This window comes from Vibrio kyushuensis, from assembly GCF_050337325.1.
GTDB lineage: Bacteria > Pseudomonadota > Gammaproteobacteria > Enterobacterales > Vibrionaceae > Vibrio > Vibrio kyushuensis.
The window spans coordinates 1,290,988-1,313,802 of sequence record NZ_JAKJSV010000002.1 but is presented as its reverse complement, the minus strand read 5'-3'; the positions used below and the strand labels follow the sequence as shown (position 1 = coordinate 1,313,802).

16 protein-coding genes and 2 pseudogenes are annotated in these 22,815 nt (G+C 41.7%); 7 read left to right on the top strand and 11 right to left on the bottom strand.

Annotated features, from left to right (window positions below; translation table 11 throughout):
• The first annotated feature begins 299 nt into the window (after positions 1-299).
• Complete coding sequence (locus L4D20_RS05785; protein WP_428800587.1) at positions 300-1,391, top strand: hypothetical protein; 1,092 nt, start codon at positions 300-302, stop codon at positions 1,389-1,391.
• A 179-nt stretch (positions 1,392-1,570) separates the two neighbouring features.
• On the opposite strand, the gene L4D20_RS05780 is transcribed toward L4D20_RS05785, so the two are convergent.
• A complete protein-coding gene (locus tag L4D20_RS05780) occupies positions 1,571-3,427 on the bottom strand; it encodes a hypothetical protein (protein ID WP_428800586.1) in 1,857 nt (618 codons plus the stop codon).
• A 206-nt stretch (positions 3,428-3,633) separates the two neighbouring features.
• On the opposite strand from L4D20_RS05780, the gene L4D20_RS05775 reads away from it, so the two are divergent.
• From L4D20_RS05775 to L4D20_RS05760, 4 genes and pseudogenes are all read left to right on the top strand, one after another.
• Complete coding sequence (locus tag L4D20_RS05775) at positions 3,634-4,617, top strand: hypothetical protein (protein ID WP_428800585.1); 984 nt, start codon at positions 3,634-3,636, stop codon at positions 4,615-4,617.
• Positions 4,618-4,785: 168 nt separating this feature from the next.
• Positions 4,786-5,790, top strand: coding sequence for a hypothetical protein (locus L4D20_RS05770; RefSeq protein WP_428800584.1), 1,005 nt, complete (start codon positions 4,786-4,788; stop codon positions 5,788-5,790).
• Positions 5,791-6,566: 776 nt separating this feature from the next.
• Positions 6,567-6,728: pseudogene (tdh, locus tag L4D20_RS05765) on the top strand (L-threonine 3-dehydrogenase); the annotation flags it as partial.
• Positions 6,729-6,851: 123 nt separating this feature from the next.
• A pseudogene (locus tag L4D20_RS05760) lies at positions 6,852-6,986 on the top strand (L-threonine 3-dehydrogenase); the annotation flags it as partial.
• Positions 6,987-7,270: 284 nt separating this feature from the next.
• Here the strand turns inward: L4D20_RS05760 and L4D20_RS05755 are convergent.
• The 3 genes from L4D20_RS05755 to L4D20_RS05745 all read right to left on the bottom strand — a co-directional run bounded on the left by L4D20_RS05755 (position 7,271) and on the right by L4D20_RS05745 (position 10,385).
• The gene (locus tag L4D20_RS05755; RefSeq protein WP_428800583.1) at positions 7,271-8,254 is read right to left on the bottom strand and encodes a DUF2860 domain-containing protein; all 984 of its coding nucleotides are present in this window, start codon (positions 8,252-8,254) and stop codon (positions 7,271-7,273) included.
• A gap of 185 nt (positions 8,255-8,439) precedes the next feature.
• The gene (locus L4D20_RS05750; RefSeq protein WP_428800582.1) at positions 8,440-9,705 is read right to left on the bottom strand and encodes a histidine kinase dimerization/phospho-acceptor domain-containing protein; all 1,266 of its coding nucleotides are present in this window, start codon (positions 9,703-9,705) and stop codon (positions 8,440-8,442) included.
• The gene (locus tag L4D20_RS05745; RefSeq protein WP_428800581.1) at positions 9,705-10,385 is read right to left on the bottom strand and encodes a response regulator transcription factor; all 681 of its coding nucleotides are present in this window, start codon (positions 10,383-10,385) and stop codon (positions 9,705-9,707) included. The genes L4D20_RS05750 and L4D20_RS05745 overlap by 1 nt, the downstream gene beginning before the upstream one ends.
• A 186-nt stretch (positions 10,386-10,571) precedes the next feature.
• Here L4D20_RS05745 and L4D20_RS05740 point away from each other — a divergent pair, with 186 nt between their 5' ends.
• Both L4D20_RS05740 and L4D20_RS05735 read left to right on the top strand, forming a co-directional pair.
• Positions 10,572-11,336, top strand: coding sequence for an efflux RND transporter periplasmic adaptor subunit (locus tag L4D20_RS05740; protein WP_428800580.1), 765 nt, complete (start codon positions 10,572-10,574; stop codon positions 11,334-11,336).
• Between the two features lie 10 nt (positions 11,337-11,346).
• Positions 11,347-14,355, top strand: coding sequence for an efflux RND transporter permease subunit (locus L4D20_RS05735; RefSeq protein ID WP_428800579.1), 3,009 nt, complete (start codon positions 11,347-11,349; stop codon positions 14,353-14,355).
• Positions 14,356-14,589: 234 nt separating this feature from the next.
• Here the strand turns inward: L4D20_RS05735 and L4D20_RS05730 are convergent, their stop codons facing one another.
• The 7 genes from L4D20_RS05730 to L4D20_RS05700 form a co-directional block, all read right to left on the bottom strand.
• Entirely contained in the window at positions 14,590-15,693 is a 1,104-nt protein-coding gene (locus L4D20_RS05730) for an ABC transporter ATP-binding protein (protein WP_428800578.1), read from the bottom strand.
• A 4-nt stretch (positions 15,694-15,697) separates the two neighbouring features.
• Positions 15,698-16,546 carry a carbohydrate ABC transporter permease gene (locus L4D20_RS05725; protein ID WP_428800577.1) on the bottom strand — a complete coding sequence of 283 codons (849 nt, stop codon included), beginning with the start codon at positions 16,544-16,546 and terminating at the stop codon, positions 15,698-15,700.
• The gene (locus L4D20_RS05720; protein WP_428800576.1) at positions 16,543-17,466 is read right to left on the bottom strand and encodes a carbohydrate ABC transporter permease; all 924 of its coding nucleotides are present in this window, start codon (positions 17,464-17,466) and stop codon (positions 16,543-16,545) included. The genes L4D20_RS05725 and L4D20_RS05720 overlap by 4 nt, the downstream gene beginning before the upstream one ends.
• A gap of 66 nt (positions 17,467-17,532) precedes the next feature.
• Positions 17,533-18,789 carry an ABC transporter substrate-binding protein gene (locus L4D20_RS05715; RefSeq protein ID WP_428800575.1) on the bottom strand — a complete coding sequence of 419 codons (1,257 nt, stop codon included), beginning with the start codon at positions 18,787-18,789 and terminating at the stop codon, positions 17,533-17,535.
• A 158-nt stretch (positions 18,790-18,947) separates the two neighbouring features.
• Positions 18,948-20,354 carry an ATP-binding protein gene (locus L4D20_RS05710; protein ID WP_428800574.1) on the bottom strand — a complete coding sequence of 469 codons (1,407 nt, stop codon included), beginning with the start codon at positions 20,352-20,354 and terminating at the stop codon, positions 18,948-18,950.
• Positions 20,355-20,444: 90 nt separating this feature from the next.
• A complete protein-coding gene (locus L4D20_RS05705; protein ID WP_428800573.1) occupies positions 20,445-21,218 on the bottom strand; it encodes a response regulator in 774 nt (257 codons plus the stop codon).
• 590 nt (positions 21,219-21,808) lie between these two features.
• A complete protein-coding gene (locus tag L4D20_RS05700; RefSeq protein WP_428800770.1) occupies positions 21,809-22,711 on the bottom strand; it encodes a hypothetical protein in 903 nt (300 codons plus the stop codon).
• Positions 22,712-22,815: the final 104 nt, after the last annotated feature.

The window sequence follows — 22,815 nt, the reverse complement described above, 5'->3', positions numbered from 1 at the left end:
GTGGACCGCAGAGAAACTAAGGGCGCGATTTCTGTCCGCTTATCTGGGCATTTGCTGAAAATTTTTTGTCATGATTAGTATTATCAGTGAATTAGGGGAAGATCCCAATGAGACAGTGGAAATTAGGCCCTAATAAATGTCTTAGCTTTATAGAGAGGCGCAATTGTCGAACGGCACTAAGGTAAGAAAATTGATTGACTGTCAGTAGGCTTAAGGTAGTACCTCAATATAAAATAGAGGGTAAATTTGGATTTCTATGATTTTATAATGTAATTCTCATTAACGATTACTACACTGATATGAATGAAGGCTCTTATGGTGCTCTAGGGCCGTCAATAAAAAATAAATGGATAAAAAAAGGAATTAACATGAGAACTTATTGGAAGTTGGCAGCCATTATTTTTTATATCTTTCAGGTAACAGCCTGTGCTTTGGTTTCAAATGACCCAATTCAAAAAGAGCGGCTACGAACACCTGAACTCAAACCCTTAGATGAAACATCCTGGGAGGTCCGGAAGGTATCCTATTTAGGGATAAACCTATTTGGCAATAAAAAACGAAATACCATTGCAACAGCGGTAGCCAGTAGTGAAGAGTATGCACAATGGACAAGTGCAAATCTTACGGGTACAAGCATGGTCGCAACAGATATTGCGGTGGGACAGGTAGGATCTTCGTTAGGGCAGAGTGTTGGCGCGTCGGTTTTGGTTGGCACTATTCTAATCGATGCTTTTACCCAAGATCGGGCGGATTACATTTCCCGAACATTTATTCCAACCTCAGCAAATATTGATACTCAAGAAGCTGCCAATAATTATGTTCATCAATTTCATTTATCACGCGTGGAAGCTATCGCTGACCTTTTAAATGTTGACTATGAGTGTTTAGAGCCTTGTAAGCCCAATAAAATGCTTATCCGCTTCAAGAACATTAATTGGGATGGTATATCACATAGCTATTTGTATACCCCAAAGGAGTTATACCTTTATGTGTTGATTCAGGAAACCGTTAGAGTGGATTCTGAGTCGGCACTACACTCGATTATGGGTGAACAAATTGATTGGCAAACTAATGGCTATAATTCGAGCTTCGCTAATTTTTATGAGCCTGCGAATTTTGATGAATTAGGAGAGCCAATTCTAGGTGTGAGTGAAGACGGAGAAAAGGTTTTCGGTAAAGTAAAGCATATGGGCTTTACCCATATAGGGCGCGACTTAAGTTCAATCTATTATAACGATCCAATGAGCGTGTATGGTAACGGTAAGCTGCATCCTGATTATATTTTTTACAATGGTAGTAAGTATGCGATTACATTAGGTAGTGAGTTTGCCGATGAATTGGTAGTTGAAGCTAATTATTTATCGTACAAAAATAAGCTTGCAGAGAAATAGTAACTTGATATCTGAATCTTGTTTATATATATCAAATTGGCATAGACATAGTATTTGAACTAATCATTATGTGGGAAATACTTACAGTTTAAAGTTTGGATCATGTATGCCAAAAGTGTCATGTGCTGAACATATTCACTCTTAGTTTTCATTTCGTAAGAGTGAGACTATCGTTTGAACTATTTAGCCCAATACGGGTCTCGGTTGTCATAATTTGAGATATCTAGGATGAATTGCCCCACCGGATAAATAATGGGTTGCGTGTTGAGGTACCAAACCATTAATGGGCTGGGTTTGGCATTTAAAGTAGCAAAATAAGCAACCGATTTTTCCGCCGTCATTATGTTCGGCATCAGCCAAAATGGAGACACCAGCGCGACCGCGATAATGGAGCGCTGCATGGCCGTGTGCCAGTAATGGCGTGGCTTATCTGTAGCTCGTCGTAATTCCATAAACTTCATTGGAATACGAATAAGAGCAAGACAGCCAAACGCGAGGCTCAAAAATAAAGCCACGGGTGGAACAATCAACCGCTTCAGTGAATCATTGCCGAGTTCGTAGCCTTCTTCGTTTGGGCCCATAGAGGCAGGCATGGTGGATAGAATGCGTTTTCGTTTTGCCATGATGGGCCCAGCATTATAGCCAGATTCGATTTTAGCCAATTCGATGATGGAGTGCTTCTTAAGCCAAAGGTACGGTTTTTTCGACAACTCATCATGGCGGTTGATAAAGGCTTTTAAACTTAACGGTTGCTCTGGTAACTGATGTGGTCGATACTGATCCGCTTGCTCAAATACCGCATCATACACGGCCTTTTTCAGTCCAGAACGTGTTCCATCGAACTCATCGATGTAGATGCGTTTTTTATCATAGACCGCCTTTTTAGCGACCGAGACGATAAATTGATCATCAGGCGTCTTACCAAGCGGACCAAACCCAGCTTTTTTATAAAAACTGCCATTGTTGATGACGTAGTCTCGTATCATGCCTTTAATTGTCTCGCGATCAACAGGACAATTGCCTTTGCGGCACCAATGCTTGATCGGCGCATCAACCAGGCCGATGGGCTCAAACGTCTCAATAAGGTGGCTGGTCACATAGTCATGGTAATGCTTGAAGCACCAATCTGCCTTGCACTCATTGAAATAATGGTGAAGCCACGAATACAGCTGTCTACCAGGATAAATTTCCTTGCGTATGTATTGATCCATTTTCGTCATCGCACGGTCCAAGGACGCCGTTTGGAGCGATCTCGCGTTGGTGATGATTTGACTCCAATGCGAATCCACCTCACGTTGCGCTGTATTGGCATGGTCAGTGGTTTTTTTATTGAACGCCTTCACTGCTTGATTGGTTTCGTTAAACCCGGTCATCATGTCGTCATACAATTCAAGGTAACGTTGATGTGCATTACGTCCTTGGAGTTTCGCCTGACCGTCGGCCCAGGTGGAAACTAAGTAATCCAACTCATTGGTGAGGATAGACTCAAATTGAGGCGTATCTTTAAATAAAATAGGAAACGCTGACACAAAAGTGAGTGACATGGGACTATCGGGGTTGGCGGTGCTGTATGGGAACCGACCTTCATCGGCCAATTCGGCCACCGCTAAGAGTTCTTGAAAGAAGACCGACTTGGTGGCTTTAGCACGTTGTTCATCGGAGGCGTTGGCAATAATAACATTATCAATAAGGGTGGATTGTGCCCAAAACATAAATGGAACCGTGACACTGGTGATGGAAAACATGATCAGCAAGCGCGCCGAAATAGAGCGTTGTTTGAGAGCGAGAAAATTGACAATCAATAAACCGAGCCCGATCCCGCTGAGTGTTCGACCGGTGGTTTCAATAGAGTCCAACGCAGAATCCGTCGTAACAAGGTAGCCTGTTACATTTAACAAAGCGGCATTAAAGCCTAGCTCAGCAATCAAATACGCAATATCGATGCAAAGAAGTATTTTCATCCAGGTTCTTGATTGATTCATTAATACGCGGCCAGAAATCAGTGAATATAAACCAATAATAGCAACTAATTTCATATTGGCGACAATAATGAAAGGCTAGCATTGTTAAGTGAAAAAATTGAGAACGCTATTTATATAGTATCCATATCGATGATGGTTATTGCACTGTGTTCATATAAACATCGACAGTGTTCAAGGTTTATTGACTTTATAGAGTTGGCACCGAAATCGGATTGATGGCCTTGCTATAGTTAATACCGGATCCGACAATAAGGCCTACTATGATCAAACGCTTATTCAGTTCAACGGCATTTTTACTCTGCTTGCCCGTGCTGACCTTTACCCTCACTTATGGGTACCTAAAAAGGCCAGACGCAGTTCGTGAGCTTCAAAACGCCTCGCTCATCGAAAAAGACCGTGCGCGTTTAGACGCTCTGGCCTATACTGAGCAAGAGCGTGCGTTGATTGATCTTGTGTATCAAGAAACAGATCAAGCGTTTGTCATTTACCCTACGCTATTTGTTACGCGAAAAGATCGCATAACAAACCACAGAACACTCAATGTGCCCTTTGAAGATCACTCTTCAGTTGCCTCAGCTAAGTCTTATAATAAATTGTTTTCCCAAATTTGTTTCATTGAGTTGTATTCAGGCATGCCTTATGAAAATCGATTAAAATCTTTGGCTCATGAATTAGGCCACTGTGTTGCCTCTCGACAAAACGTAACTATTTACGCTCTCATCCGTGAATTTGATGATCAATATTCAACCGAAATAGAAGAGTTTACAACTAGCTTAAAAAATGCCTTTCTAAATAATGATTTCGTCCAGAACTTAAATACCGATCAAATCATCAAAGACACCATGATGCGCCATTACGAAGAAGTCTTAGCAGACGTACTTGGGGTCTATTTGGCAGCCAAAGTGCAACGTATTCACCCGTCTCTACAAAATCAGTTCGTACGCCGCAATTATGCACTAAAAGGTGGAAAGGAGCGTGATGGGTTTTGGTATCACAGTAACTGGTATTTTCAGAAAATCAGTCAGCAGACTTTCTCCTCAATAAAGGAGGTACACCTGGCGCTACTAAGACAGTTTCGAAAGGAGTACCCCCTTCCTCCAATGATGATCGTGAAAGAAAGCTTGATCCGTCAATTAAAAAACGCACATCAATTGGATGCACGATTTTTAGTGGATGACGCCCACAATAAACAAGTGTGGGCGTATTTGATGGCGCATTATCCCGAAGAGTACGTTCTAAAATAGTACGCTATATCGGCAATATAAGTGAAACATCTTTAGGCACATGCAATTTCAGCTAGTTGCATATAAACATCGACAGTGTTCAAGATTTATTGACTTTAAAGAGTTGGCACCGAAATCGGATTGATGGCCTTGCTATAGTTAATACCGGATCCGACAATAAGGCCTACTATGATCAAACGCTTATTCAGTTCAACGGCATTTTTGCTCTGCTTGCCCGTTTTGACCTTTACCCTGACGTATGCAGTACTAAAACGTCCAGAAGTAGTTCGTGAGTTTCAAAACGCCTCGCTCATCGAAAAAGACCGTGCACGTGTTAACACCTTGGCTATTAGCGATGACGAACGATCCCTCATTGACCTTATGTATAAAGAAACTGAACAATCATTTGTTATGTACCCAACGTTGTTTGTAACTCAAAAAGAACGTAAGGACAATCGACATAATTTTAATTTTGAATATAAGTTTCTTAGTAGTACAGCTGCTTCTATATTTGATAGTAAATTATTCGCACAGGTCTGTTTCGTTGAACTCTATAAAGGGATCCCTCAATCAAGTCGTTTAAAAACCCTGTCTCATGAATTAGGCCACTGTATCGCTTCACGCCACAGAGTCGAATTGTTCGTATTAATGCGTGAATTTACAGAAAAACACCAACACGAATTAAATCAACTTCTAAACGATTTGGCTACAAGTTTTCCCGATCATAAAGCCATAAAGAGCGCATCCATTCAACAATTACTAGAATTTACATTGATGCGTCATTACAGTGAGGTCATGGCTGATGTACTCGGGGTGTATTTAGCGGCAAAAGTACGTGGGATTCACCCATTTATTGAAAATCAATCATTGCGTCGTAGTTATGCTCTAAAAGGCGTAAAAACACGTGATGTCTTTTGGTATCACAGTAACTGGTATTTTAAGAAAATCAACCAGAATATTTACGGTTCCATAAGCGAAGTACACCAAGCGTTGCTTGAGCTATTTCGAACAGAGCATCCTCTTCCTCCGATGATGATCGTGAAAGAGAGCTTGATCCGTCAATTAAAAAGCGCACATCAATTGGATGCGCGCTTTTTAGTGGATGATGCCCACAATAAGCGAGTGTGGGCGTATTTGATGGCGCATTATCCAGAAGAGTACGATCCAAGCCGTAGTATTCATGTGCCTAATTAAGTGAGTTAGCTCGGCTCGTAACCAGAATGTTTAGCTTGTTCAGCCAAGCGCTCCAACGCTTCCGGATTTTGCTGGAGTGGGTTTGTACCGAGGTAATTGCTGCTAATCTGGCTATTCGGCGTATTATCCAGAATCGTATGTTCCGAAATAGTGTACCGAAGCATCAACTAATGCAGGCTGTTTAGCGGGTATTACTTTTTTGATTTCCATAGTTCTTCGATTTCTTCTTCGGTAGGTAAAATATCTTTAGCCAAACTCTTTTTGGTTGATTTTACTGCCCTATAGCACCGGTAGCGTCGAATTAAATAAATAACTATGTTCACTGACATAACTATTAGTAAAGCAATGTACAGAATGAAAATTAACTCATCTATGATACTCATATGGTCACCACTTTATGTGATTCCTTTAAGTATAGTATGAATGTCATTGCACTTGATGTGATTGTATAATGCTGGAGTTTTGAATAGAACAATTTCTACATAAATAAATGTTAGTATGAGAAAAAGCAAGTTGAAAGTTTTGCCAAGAGTATATGCGCTATGTATTAATTCGTAGCTTGTTACTCGGTTGATGACAAAGAGAAGTGGAATAAATATCAAGTACCTGATGAATGTAATATACGCATTTAATCTATGAGTTTTAAAGTTGAGTGATGGTGAATAGACAGACATTTTTGCGAAAAATGAAGCTGGATATTTATAGCCCCAAAATAGCCCCAAGTTTACTGACTGCGTAAATAACCCATTGATATTAAGTGGGTTTAACCGAGTGCGCGCGAGATGTTCGAAACGTGGTACAAGATGGCTTCACTGATTCAATCTGGTTTGGACCTTACACCGATTATTACTCACCACTACAAAGTGGACGATTTCCAGAAAGGTTTCGACATGATGCGATCTGGCATGTCAGGTAAGGTAATTCTAGACTGGGAATAGATTACTTCCGGTTTTGATTATTAGAAGGCAACAGGTAAAACTGTTGCCTTTTTTGTCGCCATTTTCGCCATTGGTTTTTCTTAAATATTTGAAAGTAAGATGATTTTTTGGTCGGTGAATACAATGGCAAGTTTGATTCGATCTGGCCTAGATCTAACGCCAATTATTACACACCATTTCAAGGTTGATGACTTCCAAGCTGGCTTCGACGCTATGCGTAGCGGGCTTTCTGGCAAGGTTATCCTTGATTGGGAATAGGTAAAAAGGGGAAAGCTAGAGGACTTTTTGTGGTGTTTTTCCCTACTATAACTCATCTGAATTCAGCCCATCTAGGAACTATGCTTCGTAGAGCATTCTAACCTATCGCGGTGATGAGTAACTTATTGATTTTAATGGGATGGTCCCCAGGCTATCTCAGTATGATTGTGAGAAGAACTTCATTAGAAATAACATTGAAAAGTCCAACCTATTTAATCATACATAAATTATTAATAGGCTGTTGCAGATCTTGGCCTGATACGAAATCAGGCCAAGTGATCAAATTAAAATTTGTAATTCACACCAGCTGAAAGCAGGTATTCTGACTCATTGTAGAAATCAATATTTGATGAACTGCTACTGTAACCTGCGAACGAGATAAACGAGACGTCTTCCCAGCCCATCAATTGGTCATACTCATATGCTCCGAACAGGCTCATTTCATTATCGCTGCGAGTCTCGTTAAACATAGGGTTTGTTCCATCGTAGCTGCGAGTTTCGTAGCCAGCCGTTAGCGCAAACTGATGACGGTCTAAAACTTTGAAGTAGGTAATGTCCGTTCCATAGGCTTTGTATGCCATCGATTCACCATCAGCAGAACGGACTTTATAGCTTAAAGATGGAATAAAGCCTGACGTTTGATTGAGCATGTATTTATACTCACCTTTAACGAAGATAACACTGCCATCACGTTGTAATGTGTCTTGTTCAGTAGAGCTCAATTCGGAGCCTGATGCCTCATCTTTGACATCGATGTTCGCGTAAGCCATATCAAGTGTGAAATCGCTACCAGCGATAGATTCAAGCTTTAATCGGTATGCGTTACCTGTTTCGTCAGTGACTTCTCTAGTGGAGTTAGTCGCGTATGGGTCGCTCCATGTTTCTCCTGATACCACGGTTGGAAGAAATGACGCGTCAATCACCATTCCCGACTCTAGCTCTTGTTTATAGCCAATCTCAAAAGCGAAATCACCAACGGCGATATCTTCACGCGCAGTACCGATGTATACCTGTTTGTCTAACTGCTGTCCGAACGTATAGTTGATTTGTCCTAGTGGCGCGACAAGCATTTCCCCATTGGAGTCGCCTTCAGAATTGAGGTCCGATATTGGATCTTTAACATCTGTATTGAAGTTAGACGATTGAGACATATAGCCAGTATTGAGAGAGATTTCACCACCAAATCCGGCTTCTGGCGCTAGCTCAGCAACTGAAGAATAGCTCACAAAACAGGTTAGAATAGAAAGTGAAAGAATGGTTTTATTCATGATAAACATCTCTGATTAATTAGGACTCAGACTTTACGGGGTTCGATGTCGAAGAAATGTCTATTTAAAATAAGATCGTGAATTATTCTTGTGAGAAGAGTAGTCGAGCCTTGTTTATTGCGTATGCGAGACCTGAATTGCATTAGAACATTTCAGGACTGAGCATTGTCACCATGAGGTTTTAGCTATCTGTTTTTCTTAATCAAACTCGCTATGCACCCGTTGGTATTTATATTGTCTTTCAACTCGAAGGACCACCCATATACATTACATAAGCGCCTTACGATTAGAAGCCCTAAACCATGCTCGGTTTCATTTTTATCGGACAACCCTGTCCCCGTGTCTTGAACGGAAATATGGTCAGTGGCAACGTGAATGGTAATTGAGCCTTTTTCTGTAAATCGAATTGAATTGTTGACGATGTTTTTCAGAATCATTTTAAGTACAGGCAATGGGAAATTCAGCGTTGTATCCGGTGCAAAAACTAGCTCGATTTCAACACCGAGTTTTGCCTTTTTACTGAGCTCCGAAATAGGAATATCCTTTTCACTGACGGCCCATACTTCATCGCTGGTCGCTGTATTTTCTTGTTTCACAATATTAAGCAAAATTTCAACGGTCGATTGCATATTATCAACTGCATCAATAATTCTATGGCGCTGCTTAGCCTGAAATTCTACGTCTTCTTCTTTCATGGCTTGTAAGTTTGCCGCTCCTGAAATAATCGCTATTGGCGTTTTCAATTCATGGCTCGCGTATTTTGCGAACATCATTTCTTGTTTCACCACTCTTTCTTTCATTTGTGTATAGCTATTGAGATGATTGGTCAGCTGCTTTATTTCATCAATCGTACTTTCCGATACGGTAAACTTCGATCGCTTCTCGTCTTTTAGCTGTTGGCTCAACTCGACAACCGGTGACATGAGTTCATCAAACATTCGCTTAGTTGACACGCTTAATATCCCAACAAGAAATAGCATCAATAAAGTGGATATACTCAATAATATATCCCAATTATCATCGCCAAAATCGAGCGATCTAGTGTCTATCGTGAGATACATTGGTATCTCCTGCCCATTCGACAAAAAGGTAGAGTGGTAAACCATGAAGCCATCCTCAGAGTAAGAACGAACTCTTGTCACTTCATCCTTAGCGTATGGCATTTCTAATTTGATATTGTCGGGTAAAAACGCGGAGTCGTAATACGCAGTAATATTCGGACTAACAGCGATACTACTGTTGGGGGCACGTTGATAATATTGCTGAGCGAACCCCTGAAACGAGTTTAAATAGCGTGCGATTTGGTTGTCTTCTTCCTTCACTAGCTTTAATGAAAAAGTTAAGAAAACAACAAAAGATGTTGAAATAGCGATGATTGCAAACCGACGGATCAGGCGCTTTTTTACGTTCTCAATATTGTTTTCAGCGGTTTTCGACTTTGTAAAAAACATCACTTCTCCAAACGAAAGCCAAATTTAGGCACGGTTTTTAGCATCGCTTTTTTAAACGGCTTATCAAGTGTGTTACGCAGCAAATAAATATGGCTGCGAAGAACATCTTTATCTGGAACATCATCGCCCCAAAGTTGATGGATTAGAGCCTCTCGGGTTACAAGCTCACCTTGTGCTTTAACGAGTTCAACCAGTATTTGGTACATAACAGGTGTCGTCGCCAGATTGTGCCCTTCACGTTTAATAATCTTCGTTTTCTCATCAATTTCTAATGAACCAAACGATAGAGTCGCAGGAGCAACCTGACCTCGAAACCGTTTAATCAAGGCAGACAAACGAACTTCTAGTTCGGGAAATTGGAAAGGTTTACTCACAAAATCATCGACACCATTATCGAAGCCATTAATTAGGTCTTCCTGACCATTTAATGCTGTCAGCATAAGGATGGGCGTCGTACATCCATTTTCTCTTAGTTCCTTCGCAACCTGCATACCATCTTTTTTAGGCATCATGACATCGAGAATGATGGCGTCAAATTCACTTTCTAAGGCCAGTTTTAGTCCAAGCTCTCCGTTGTCAGCGAAATCAGTCTCTGCGCCTTTTACTTCTAAGAAGTCGGCTAAAATCCCTTGTAGCTCTTCATTGTCTTCGACGACTAGAATTCGACTGTTCTCAAGCATGGCGTGTTCTCTCGCTACTAAATTATGTGTCTAAATATAGGGTTACCATCATATCTATTTTATGTCGAAATTATGTGAAATTGCGCGCGTTTGGCTAGCTAAGTAAAACCCACTTTCACAAAAACTCGACATTCATGACTTTAGGGTACCCCTATTACATTTTGGGAACTACATATTGAGAAAGCCATGATGAACAAACAATTATTACCCTATCTGATTAGCGCAATGGTATTTGCACCCTATAGCAATGCCGTTGACCTTATTGGTAAAACAACCAGTAAAGCCCCTTTAAACGTTGTATCTGAAGTCAGTGGCGTTATCGAACACGTTAATTGGCAAACCGGAGATATGGTCACTCAAGGTGAAAAGCTCGCCACGATTAAAGATCAAGATTTCAAACTAGAGGTGCGCAAGCAAAAAGCCAACCTTGCTTTAGTCAAAGCTGATTTGGATATTAAACAGTCGGTTTACACTCGCTATCAAGAACTTCGCTCGAAAAAAAGTCTGTCACAGAACGAGCTTGATATAGCAAAAGCTGACTTCTCAGCTGCAAAAGCGAACTTGTCATTGGCCCAAATAGAGTTGGAAAAAGCGCAGTTAGATCTTGCCAATACTCAGGTGGATGTGGCGATAGATGGATATGTAGTAGAGCGTTCAGTTGATGATGGCGCTTGGGTCAATCAAGGAGACTTGCTGTACAAACTCACTAATATTGATCAACTGAACGTTCGCTTACTCGCAAGCGAGTTTGATCTTCAAGACCTATCCGTGGGTCAACCGATTCAAGTTTGGTCAGAGGCACAGCCAGCTCAACGTAATCACGCAGAAATTAATCGTATTGCTGTCGAACTAGACCCTACAACTTTTGCTTATTTTGTTGATGTCGAAATCAACAATGAGCAACACCTTTTCAAACCGGGTATGTCCATTCACGCAACGACAGATAAATAGGGCATAAACTATGAATAACTTTCTTGCTTACTTCGCAGAACGTAGTTTTTTGGCTCGCATTATCACCATCATGGTGCTGCTGATTGGCGTTGGTTCGATGAGTATACTAAAGCTTCAAGAATTGCCTGATATAGCTTTTGCTGAAGTCGAAATTACAACCCAATATCCTGGTGCATCGGCGCAGGATATTGAGTTGAACATTACTAATCGAATTGAAAAAGAACTGAAGTCGGTACAAGGGCTAATAAAGTACAACTCTCAATCATTTGACGGTCAATCTTACATCAATATTGAATTGGACGAAGGGTACGATATTCAGCAAACCGTCCGTGATATACAACAGGCCGTTGAAAGGGTGCAAGGACTACCTAAAGACATATCAAATCCACCGCTAGTGGCGCAAAAGAGCACCTCTTCGTTCGAAGTGATGACGTTTGGTGTAACAACAGCGCTTGATAATTCAGAGCTTCAAAACTACGTTCGTGATTTAGAGAAGAAAGTCCGCAGTGTTGCAGGCGTTGGCACGGTATCAATGTCTGGTTTCACCGAGCGTGAATTTTGGATTGAAGTTGATCCGTCCAAAATATCTCGCTATCAACTGGCTTTGGCCGATGTTACATCAGCGATCAACACACGTAATCTTTCACTCTCTGGCGGTGTGGTCGAGTCTTGGAACAGCGAACAACGCATTGTAACGCTCACTCAAATTCATTCTGTTGAAGAGTTATCAAACACCATCATTAAGGTGCTTCCTACTGGGGAAACCGTTCGTTTAGGCGATGTGGCGTACGTTTCTGACTCGTTTGAAAAAGCGACGGAGTTAGGCATGGTGAATGGCGAAAGGGCTATTGTGTTTACCGTGGCGAAGAGCGCTAACGCCGATATCATCTCGACCATCGACAGAGTAAAAGCGTTGCTTGAAAAAGAAAATCAGCGCCTTAACGGCCAATTCTCTTTTCCTATCTCTTTGAACCTTGCGGATGATATGAGTGATAAGTTTTCTATCGTCACTACCAATGGTGGTGTAGGTCTTATTCTTGTTCTTATCGTATTAAGCATGATTCTAAAACGCGCGGTCGCTTTTTGGGTTGCTGTTTCTATCCCATTTTGTGTACTTGGCGTAATGGCGGTACTGCCTGCGCTTGGTATGAATTTAGACAGCATTACACTTGCGGCAATGCTATTGGTGATCGGTATTATTGTCGATGATTCGGTCATCGTCGCCGAGAGTATTTACCAAGAGCGTGAAAATGGAAAAGCTCCGTTAGACGCTGCAAAATCGGGTGTGCAGAACGTTATTCGTCCTATTATTGCGAGCTTAACCACCACTGCGTTGGTGTTCATCCCAATGTTCTTTATCCCGGGAACAATGGGGAAGGCAATCATGGTGATTCCAATTACGGTTATCGCGGCTCTTCTGTTCTCGTTGATTGAATGTACTTTTACGTTACCTGCACACCTTGCAAATTCGTTAAAGAAAGGTGAGAAGAAAAAGCAAAAAGAAGAGCGCTTCAGCGGTGTGATCAAACAATACCAGTCTCTATTGTCTCGTTGTTTGGCATGGGAAAAGTCTGTACTGATAGTCGCTGTGATCGCGCTTGTGGGGAGTGGCGCACTATTGACGACACTTAAGCTGGATATCTTCCCAAGCGAAACGGCTAAATACATTGAAATATACACAGAGGTTGCGCCGGGGGCATCGCTAAAACAGGTTCGCAAAGCGCATTCAGTGTTTGAAGAGACAATTGCACAGCTAGGTGAGAGTGAACTGGTTTCCTACAGTATGACTTATGGCAGCCCTGCAAGTAACGGCTTATTAACGCTAACCAACTTTGAGCAGCGTGATAGAACGGCCAATCAGATAGCCGACAGTTTAAACGAGAAATTGAAAGACGTTCCCGCGATTAATTTTGTGAAATTCACGGTCGACGCTGGTGGTCCCCCTCCGGGCGAGCCTATTGAGATTCGTGTGATCAGTAACAACGAAACAGAGCGAAATCATGCAGTTGCTCTCGTCATGGCTTGGATGAAAGAGCAGCCAAGCTTAGATAAAGTGACGAATAATGAACAACTGACTGATCCTCAACTACAAATCTTGCCACAATATGAATGGCTCGCACGTTACAATCTAACGGTTCAAGATCTTGCGACAACGCTGCGTATTGCTTTCGATGGTGAGAGTGTCTCTTCAACTTGGATTGGAGATCAAGAAGTGAACTTACGAGTTTTATTAGATGAGGAATATCGCAATATTGAACGTCTGAAAACGACGAAGATCACAACACCAAATGGGGTTAAAGTACCTCTGAACCGCCTTGCAAAAGTTCAAGAGGTACAGGCTCCACGTGAACTATTACACTACAACGGTGACCGTCAAGTGTTGGTGAGTGCACAAATAGTTGACGAAGCTATGGGTTCAGGTGAGTTAAGTCAGCAACTTTCAGATGCATTGGCACAGCGAGTTGGTAAAAGTGTGCAACTAGACATTGGTGGTGAAGCCGAGAACACAAGTGATACCATGTCTGGATTTCTTGTCGCTTTCCCTGCGGCGATGGTTGGTATCTATTTTGTGCTCGCGATTATGTTTAGCTCTTTACTACAGCCACTTCTAATCATGGCTGTAATACCATTTGCAGTGGTTGCAGCGCTGATGGCACTGTTCGTTCACATGCAGCCATTATCCTTGTTTGCTCTGATTGGTGTGCTAGGCATGACAGGGGTTGTGGTCAATAACTCCTTGGTATTGATAAATCGAATTAACGAGCTTAGAGCTGAAGGTTTAGAGGTGATGGACGCAGTGATTAAAGCCGCCATCAGCCGACTAAGACCAATACTGTTAACGTCAATCACCACGGTTGTTGGGCTGTTACCGCTCGCCTATGGAGTTTGCGGTACTGACGTGTACATGGGGCCAATGTCTCTAACATTAGGTTACGGACTGTTGTTCTCACTGCCTGTCGTGCTAATCGTCATTCCTTGCCTGTATATCCTTTGCTTTGGTCAAAAAGCTACAAAGTGAGGTTTGTGATCTTAGTGGTTGATTTTAGTTAGGAGAACTTATCCAAAACCCTCGGTTAGCTGAGGGTTTTGTGACTCAAACCAGTCCAGTAACGTGTTGAGAAAGGGTGCTAAACCATGTAACAATCATGGTGAACACCCCGAACCTCATCGTAACCAGTAGCATATAGGTACACCACACGAAATATCACGTATGTACCAAACAGAGCAGGTTCCATTCATCAAAAGATAGCGCCTAAATGATCCTTTCTTCCGTCTCAGGGTCAAACAGAATCGCTTTACTCAGGTCAACACTTAATGAAACGACATCGCCATGAGAAAGTGTGTTGTTTGGGTGAACTCTTGCCGTCACTTCCTTTTCGTTCCAATTGGTTAAAATCAATGTATCAGCTCCTGTTGGTTCAACCACCTCTATTCTAGATTTCAAAATGAGTGAGCTGTCATTGGAGTCAGCCAGAGTGATTTGCTCTGGACGTAAACCCAGAACAACCGTTTTGTTGAGATATTTGCTTAGATTACTTTCGTCTTTCATTGGTAATACGTACGTCTGTCCAGCATTGGTTTGGACTTCCAGTCCATACTCCAATGTGTCTTTACGGATTAAAGTACAACGTAGAAAGTTCATGGCTGGCGAGCCCATAAACCCGGCGACAAAAAGATTCACAGGATTATTGTAAATTTCATCGGGAGAACCTAATTGTAGAAGTTTTCCATCTTTGATCACTGCAATTCGGTCTGCCAATGTCATTGCTTCAATTTGATCATGAGTGACATAAACAATCGTACTATTGACTCGTTGATGGAGCTTTTTAATTTCAGTTCTCATTTGAACTCGTAATTTGGCATCAAGGTTGCTCAATGGTTCGTCAAACAAAAATATTTTGGGTTCACGAGCTAAAGCACGCCCCATCGCAACACGTTGACGTTGACCGCCTGAAAGTGCAGCTGGTTTTCTGTCTAACAGGTGCTCTATTTTTAACATGTTTGATACACGGTGGACTTCTTTGTTTATTTGTTGTTTTGGCACCTTTCGAATTTCCAAGGCAAACGCAATGTTTTGATATACCGTCATGCTTGGATATAGAGCGTAAGATTGGAAAACCATGGCTATATCGCGATCTTTTGGCGGTAGGTTAGTGACATCCCGACCTCCTATTTCAATATGCCCTTGAGAAATGTCGTCAAGCCCAGCGATACTGTTCATCAAAGTCGATTTGCCACAACCCGATGGACCAATTAGAACGAGAAACTCACCGCTGTTTATTTTAATGTTGATATCTTGCAAGGCCTGAAAGCTGCCGTAATTTTTTGAAACGCCATTGATGTGTAATTCAGACATGTGTTTATCCCTTAACTGCGCCCGCGACTAAGCCGCGTAAAAAGTATTTTCCTGAGACGATATAGACAATGATTGTGGGTAACGCGGCGATCATGGCGGCTGCCATGTCTACATTGTATTCCTTCACTCCTGTACTCGTGTTTACCAAGTTGTTCAATGCAACCGTGATGGGTTGAGAAGTGGGTCCGGAATAAATAACGCCGAACAAAAAGTCATTCCAAATATTCGTGAACTCCCAAATGACCGTGACAATAATTATTGGAGCCGAAATAGGCAGAACAATTCTATAAAAAGTTTGAAAAAAACCTGCGCCATCCAGCTTAGCGGCTGAGATCAGCTCTGTTGGAATACCAACGTAGTAGTTTCTATAGAACAGGGTGGTGAAAGGTACGCCATAAACAGTGTGTACTAGTATTAATCCCGGTAAAGAGTTAGCCAGCCCTAAAAATCCCAATGTTTGCGCCATCGGTAATAGTACGGCCTGAAAGGGGATAAAACAGCCCAGTAGCATGAAAGCAAAGAAAACCTCACTGCCTCTAAATCGCCATTTCGCTAAAATATAACCGTTGATTGCACCAATTGCCGACGCCAAGAACACGGCGGGAACGGTGATTAAAAACGAGTTGATGAAATAACTTTTTACTCCCTCACAGTTTAATCCGGTACATGCTTCCCCCCATGCTTTTATCCAAGGTTCAATCGTTGGTGACTCGGGTGGCATGATTAAGTTACCTGAGCGTATCTCACCAAGGTCCTTGAAAGATGAAAACAGCATGACGATCAGTGGAAGTAAGAAATAGACGGCAAACAAAACAAGCACTGAATATATAACGACTCGATGAAATTGTTTCATTTTTTACTCCTTAGCTCACTGTAGAGATATGGAATTAACAAAGCTAAAAAACCCATTAGAGTAATAATGGCACTCGCCGTACCGACACCAATTTGGCTGCGTGCGAATGTGTAGGTGTACATGAATGTGGCAGGTAAGTCGCTTGAATAGCCGGGGCCGCCAGACGTCAGTGCCATCACTAAATCAAAGCTCTTAATGGCTAGGTGCGAAAGAATAATAAAGCTACTAAAAAAAATTGGGCGCATTAACGGCATAATGATCTTCCAATATATCGTGGGTAGATTTGCTCCATCTATTTGAGCGGCCTTGATAATGGAACTATCGACACTTCTAAGCCCAGCAAGCATAAGCGCCATAACAAACCCTGCTGATTGCCAGACCGCAGCAATGACGACGGTATAAATCACCAAATCTGGGTTGGTAAGCCAACTAAACTCAAAACTGGTGAATCCGAGTGATTGTACGATCGATTCAATACCAACCTCTGGGTTCAATATCCACTTCCAAGCCGTACCTGTCACGATTAAAGATAACGCCATCGGGTACAGGTAGATGGTTCTCAATACCCCTTCCATTCTGATTTTTTGGTCGAGAAAGATAGCCAGCAGCGTGCCGACAACGATGGCGATTACGATAAACATGACACCAAAAATGATGAGGTTTTGATAGGCCGTTTGCCACCGGTCTAGCCCAAATAGTTTTTCATAGTTATCGAAACCGACAAAGTCATACCGTGGTAACATCTTTGACTTTGTAAATGACAGCACGGCTGTCCAAATGATAAAGCCATAAACAAATACAACGGTGAGTAAAACGGAAGGTGCGAGTAGCAGCTTGGGTAAAAGAATCTGCAGTTTGTCTGTAAATGAAGGTTTTAAGTTTTCACGAGACGACACCGCTTGATTGGAAAAAGCGTCCATGTTTGCTCCAGAACTAAAGAGAGGTAGTTAGATATGGGCTCTTACACCCATATCTAGCTTGTGTTTCTATGGTGCGGATTTAATTGCACTTGCAAGCTTGGTAGTCGCCTGTTTGGCAGACATACTATCCTCATTGAAGAAACGCGTGACGACATCATAAACGGCGCCGCTAACATCAGGGGTCATCGCCATTGCGTGGGCAAAACTTGGGACTAAGCTTCCTGAACTTGACGAGTCTTTAAAGTCCTTCATCGATAGTTTTGCACAGCTATCAAAGCGTTCAATATTGACATCAGGGCGAACAGGGATTGACCCTTTTTTGAGGTTAAACTCCTCTTGGAATGTTTTTGAAACAAGCAGCTTTGAGAGGGTTTTTTGAGCTTCACTGTTTTTTGGATTTTGGTTGTTGAACATCATAAATGCATCAACGTTAAAGGTGAAAGAATCGACAGTTCCTGGCACCGCTGCGCAAATGTAATCTTTACCCGGCTGTTTTCCTGCAGCGGTAAATTCGCCTTTCGCCCAGTCTCCCATGATTTGAACAGCGGCTTTTCCTTCAATTATTTGAGCTGTTGCCAGATTCCAATCACGGCCTGGCATGCCTTTGTCCATGTAGGACTTTAGCTGACGGAAACGTTCAAATGTCTTGGTCATTTCAGGAGAGTTGATTGCAGAATCATCAAGTTCGACAAAGGCTTTCTTATACCATTTGGCCCCTCCTGTTCCTAACGCGATTTGTTCAAATACCGTTGCGTCTTGCCAGTCTTGGCCACCGTGCGAGAACCCAATGTATCCTGCGCTACTAGCATTATCTAGAAATGCGATGAAATCATCCCAATTGGTTGGCACTTCGCCTTTATTGACTTCGTCTAGAATGCTCTTGTTGATCCACATCCAGTTAATTCGGTGAACATTGACTGGTGCAGCAACATAATGGCCATTGTATTTATGAATGTCTGCGACATTTTTTGGTAGCAAGTTGTCCCAATTTTCTGCTTTGGCAACAGAGTCCATATTCTCCAATACATCAAGTTCACCCCATTGCTGAATTTCTGGACCAGCAATCATGGAAGACGTTGGAGGGTTACCTGAAATCGCTCTAGACTTGAGTACGGTCATTGCTGTTTCACCACCACCACCTGCAACCGCAAAATCAGTCCAAGAGTGTCCTTCTTCGTCCATCATTTCTTGGAGGACTTTTAATGCAGCGGCTTCACCACCAGATGTCCAATAGTGCAGGACTTCGACGTTACCGGCATAGGCAGTCGAACAAAGCGTAGAGAGTAGGGTGAGTTTTATTACATTTTTCTTTATTTTAGACACGGCTTTTCTCCTTATTATGGGAAAGCTGAGACTATAGATTGTGTAACAACACAATAGAACAACTGTCAGCGGGTATCCCTTCGTGTAGGTTCCTTTTGTTTCACCTCTACTTTGGTGTCTAATTACTCAATAGTCATGTTAAATAAAGTAACGTTTTCTTAACTTTCCTTAACAATTGGTTGCAGTCGGTTTTGAATGGCTTTCTTGTCGAGGTAGATTGTGGCCACTAAACCTTGTTCTTCATGGTTTCGCAATCTTAGCTCCCCACCCAAACTTCTAATGGCATTTCGCGCAATCCCTAACCCTAAACCTGTTCCACCTGTATTGTTGTTGCGAGAGGTTTCTAAGCGTACAAATGCGGTAAAAACTCTCTCTATCTGATGATCGGGTATGCCTTGGCCAAAATCTCTAACGCTGATAATGACCGCATCAACAGTATCCTTTATCGATATTTCACATCTTTTCCCATAAAAAAGAGCGTTTTCGACGATGTTTGATAACGCTCTTTTGAGAGTAAGAGGGCGAGTATCTATGGCCACACTGACGGCGTTAAGTTGAATGAAATCTTCCGGTTGTTGTAAATCACTACAAATATCTTTCAATAACAATTGCAAATCGACACACTGGACGGGTTCGTGATTGTTTCCTTTTTTTAGCGCTTCGATTGAGTGTAGAACCATCTGTTCAATCGCTTCAATGTCTTTGAATAAACGGTGCTTATGATGTTCTTCACTGAGCATTTCTGAACGTAGTTTTAATCGGGTAATTGGGGTTTTTAGATCATGTGAAAGAGCCCTTACAAGTTGCTCGCGTTCATCAATATGCTCTTGTATTTTTTCTTGCATACTATTGAAAGCGGTGGCGGTTGCCTTAAATTCCAATGAGCCTTTGATTGGAATAGGGGAGTGATGCATATCTTGGCTTAACCCTAATGCTGCTTGTTTGAGATATTTGAGCGGAAGGGTTTGTTGCCGAACGACAAAGTAGCCAATGACAATAACGCCCAGTAACATCATAGACAGGTAAGTGATCTCGTGGGTACTTAGAAATGGCCGCTCTTGCATGAAGTTCGCTACAGGCAGGTTCGTAGCGATGTAGAGCCATTCATGCTGGTTTAAGTGAATTTGAGCGATGACCACGGGGGGAGAAAGCGGCTCCATCAATAGCCGCCCAGACCATCGTTTTGGCAAGTCTGATAATAACGTATCTTGTGTGTGTACTTTTAGGTCACTAGGTCTAGAAAATTGGATTTGAGTGTCGTAATTGGGTAGTTCACGATTCAATACGGAACTGAAGTTTACCTCTGCGACACGCTTATCAGCATTTTCTTCTGTTATATTTTGTTCAATAAACTCTCGGTTCAGACTTACGTAGAACCGTGTACCGCCCATGTCACGCAGTTGGTCTAATACAATATGTCGATACCCTTTGGGCAAGGAGACAAAAAACCTTGCTGTCGAAACCATCTGGTACGCAATGTTTTTAGACACTTTATCAATGAGTTGAATGTGATCTTGATTTTCTTGAGATTTCCAAACCAGATAACTGGTGGCCTGAGTAAACATAATGCCAACGATCAGAGTTAATAATATTTTGCTCTGATGTGATTGAAAAAAGTGTATACGCCTAAAGCGAGTGAAGAGAATCATTCAATGTTAACTCATGGTTGAGAGCAAAAATTCTCGTGCTCCAGGCTCTACATTTGCCGTAAATATATACCCGACACCTCGAATTGTTTTTATGTAGATAGGGTTTTTAGGGTTAGGCTCAATCCGATTTCTTAATCTGGAGATATGGACATCAAGGCTTCTATCTAAAGGTGAATGCTCGCGACCTTTCGTCGCATCATATAAGACATCTCTAGATAACTCTGCGTTTGGGTATTTTAGAAACATGGAAAGTAGCGTGAAATCGTAACTTGTCATCGGATGCACTGTGCCTAGCTCATCAACCAACTCTCGAGCTTCCTGATCGAGTATCCAATTTCCGAATTTCAAGGCGTACAGTGTTGATGGTAGAGGTAGGTTTTGTTCCGTATGGTTTGCTTGCGCTGTTTTATTGTAACGACGCAAAATGGCTTTAATTCTTGCGAGGAGTTCTCGTGGGTTAAACGGTTTGGATACGTAATCATCAGCCCCCATTTCTAAACCGATGATTCGATTAATGTCATCACCTGTTGCTGTGAGCATCAAAATTGGAATATCACTATTCACCGTTAACCTGCGACAAATCGAAAAACCATCTTCTCCAGGTAACATTAGGTCGAGGATGACCAAGTCAATTGCTTGATATTGAAGGATTTGATCAAGCTCTGTCGAATCTTCCGCTGTTTTAACGTTGTAGCCATTATCACCTAGATAATCAGTTAATAGCCCGCGAATGTCAGCATCATCATCGACGACAACAATTGTGTGATTTTTGCTTTCCATAGCGACTGTCCCTTGTACAACTTTTTTTATGCTTTAAGAAATGAGTTGTCCAATTCCTAACAAAGCAATTTCCAATGTTGAGTGAGTCTAAAATTCATTGCGTTACTTATCATTGAAGCACAACACATTTCTACTTTAGTCGTACATTAAAAAACAACGTAATTGCATCTTTGAGAATTAGTCGAGGCAAGTTTCGCCACGTTGCTGTATTAATTGGCAATAGATATAATCAAAAAATTTTTAAATCCTCTGGAATTATCTAATACGTCGTGTGACTTAGAATAGCGGACCATAGTTTTTAGGGAGCTTAACTATTTCTCAGTAGCAAACGTTAACTGAAATCTATCCATCGGCTAAAACTCGTTTTCTCTAGAACTGTTGCGGTCGGTACTATATGGCACGAAAGTGATTTGCTTTGTGTTGGCGAGATCACTGCAGGGAATTTATTGTCCAACTTCGATTAAAAACCAAGGCTGAATCGTTCCTGTTCCAAAAATGGCGAATATTTCTTCGCCATTTTCAATTTCATATACGGATAACTGTCTTACCGATACAGATCATATTTAGAAACTCTTAATGCCCATAGGTAGCTAGATATTTTGAAAAAGAACCTCTAAACGCAGGGTGAATTTTGCTTCTTCGTAGCGTTCAATATCTTCTTCTTTGAACCAATTATATTCGGGTTTCAACTCGTAGAACAGCCATGGCCGCAAAAAGCTCTGTCGATATGTGGCTGACAGGTGAGTGTTGCTAATGTAGTGATAAGGTCGGTTCGTTCCGGTCGTACTAGCTTGATAGCTCATCGCTTGATCATCGGAGATAAATTGGTATAGCGTTACGCCACTGCCAAGCTCCCATCCTTTTATATCATCTTCATAAATAGCAAAATTTGACCAACGAAATAGATATTTTTTGCTTATTGAATGGTCAATATCAATCTCGGTTTTTTCGCCAGTGATACGTTTTTTTTGATAAATCCGCTGAGTTAGTGTTGCGGTGGTATCAGTCGTTATAGGGTATGTGTAACGAAAGCGGGCTTCTATTCCTGGTTTTGCTGTAAGTTTGATATTAAAGCTCTGCCTCGTCTTTTGTATCCAGTCGTATCGTAGACCTAGTGTACTTTCGGCATCTTCCTTTGTATTTGGAAATAGTTCAAATACATCACCTTCTTCGTCAGTTTCGAAGACAAGTTTCAATCGATGCGTTACTTGAGGCAGGTGTAGTCGTGCTTTAAAACGAGTTTTAAATTGGTAACCCTCATTTTCAACCCACGAGAAATCGTTGTACCAACGTACAATGGTTCCTGCTCTTGCATCCCCATCTATACGCTCATCGACAAAGAAATTATCGAACCACACAGCAGGTTGGCATAACTTTGTGTTGAGATAGTCGAAGGTTCGATCGAGTATTAGGGGGCTGTTTTGATTGCTATTACATGTGGAAGATACTGTGCTTTCTACCGTAGTTTCAACAGCTTCAGAGGCTTGAGTGATTTCTTCAATAGGTGTGGCGCCATTTTTTACAGACGAGTGTGAGTCTTCGCTACGTAAACTAGAAGAAAATAGAGAGCTGATTAGAGCAATGAATAGTATCAGAT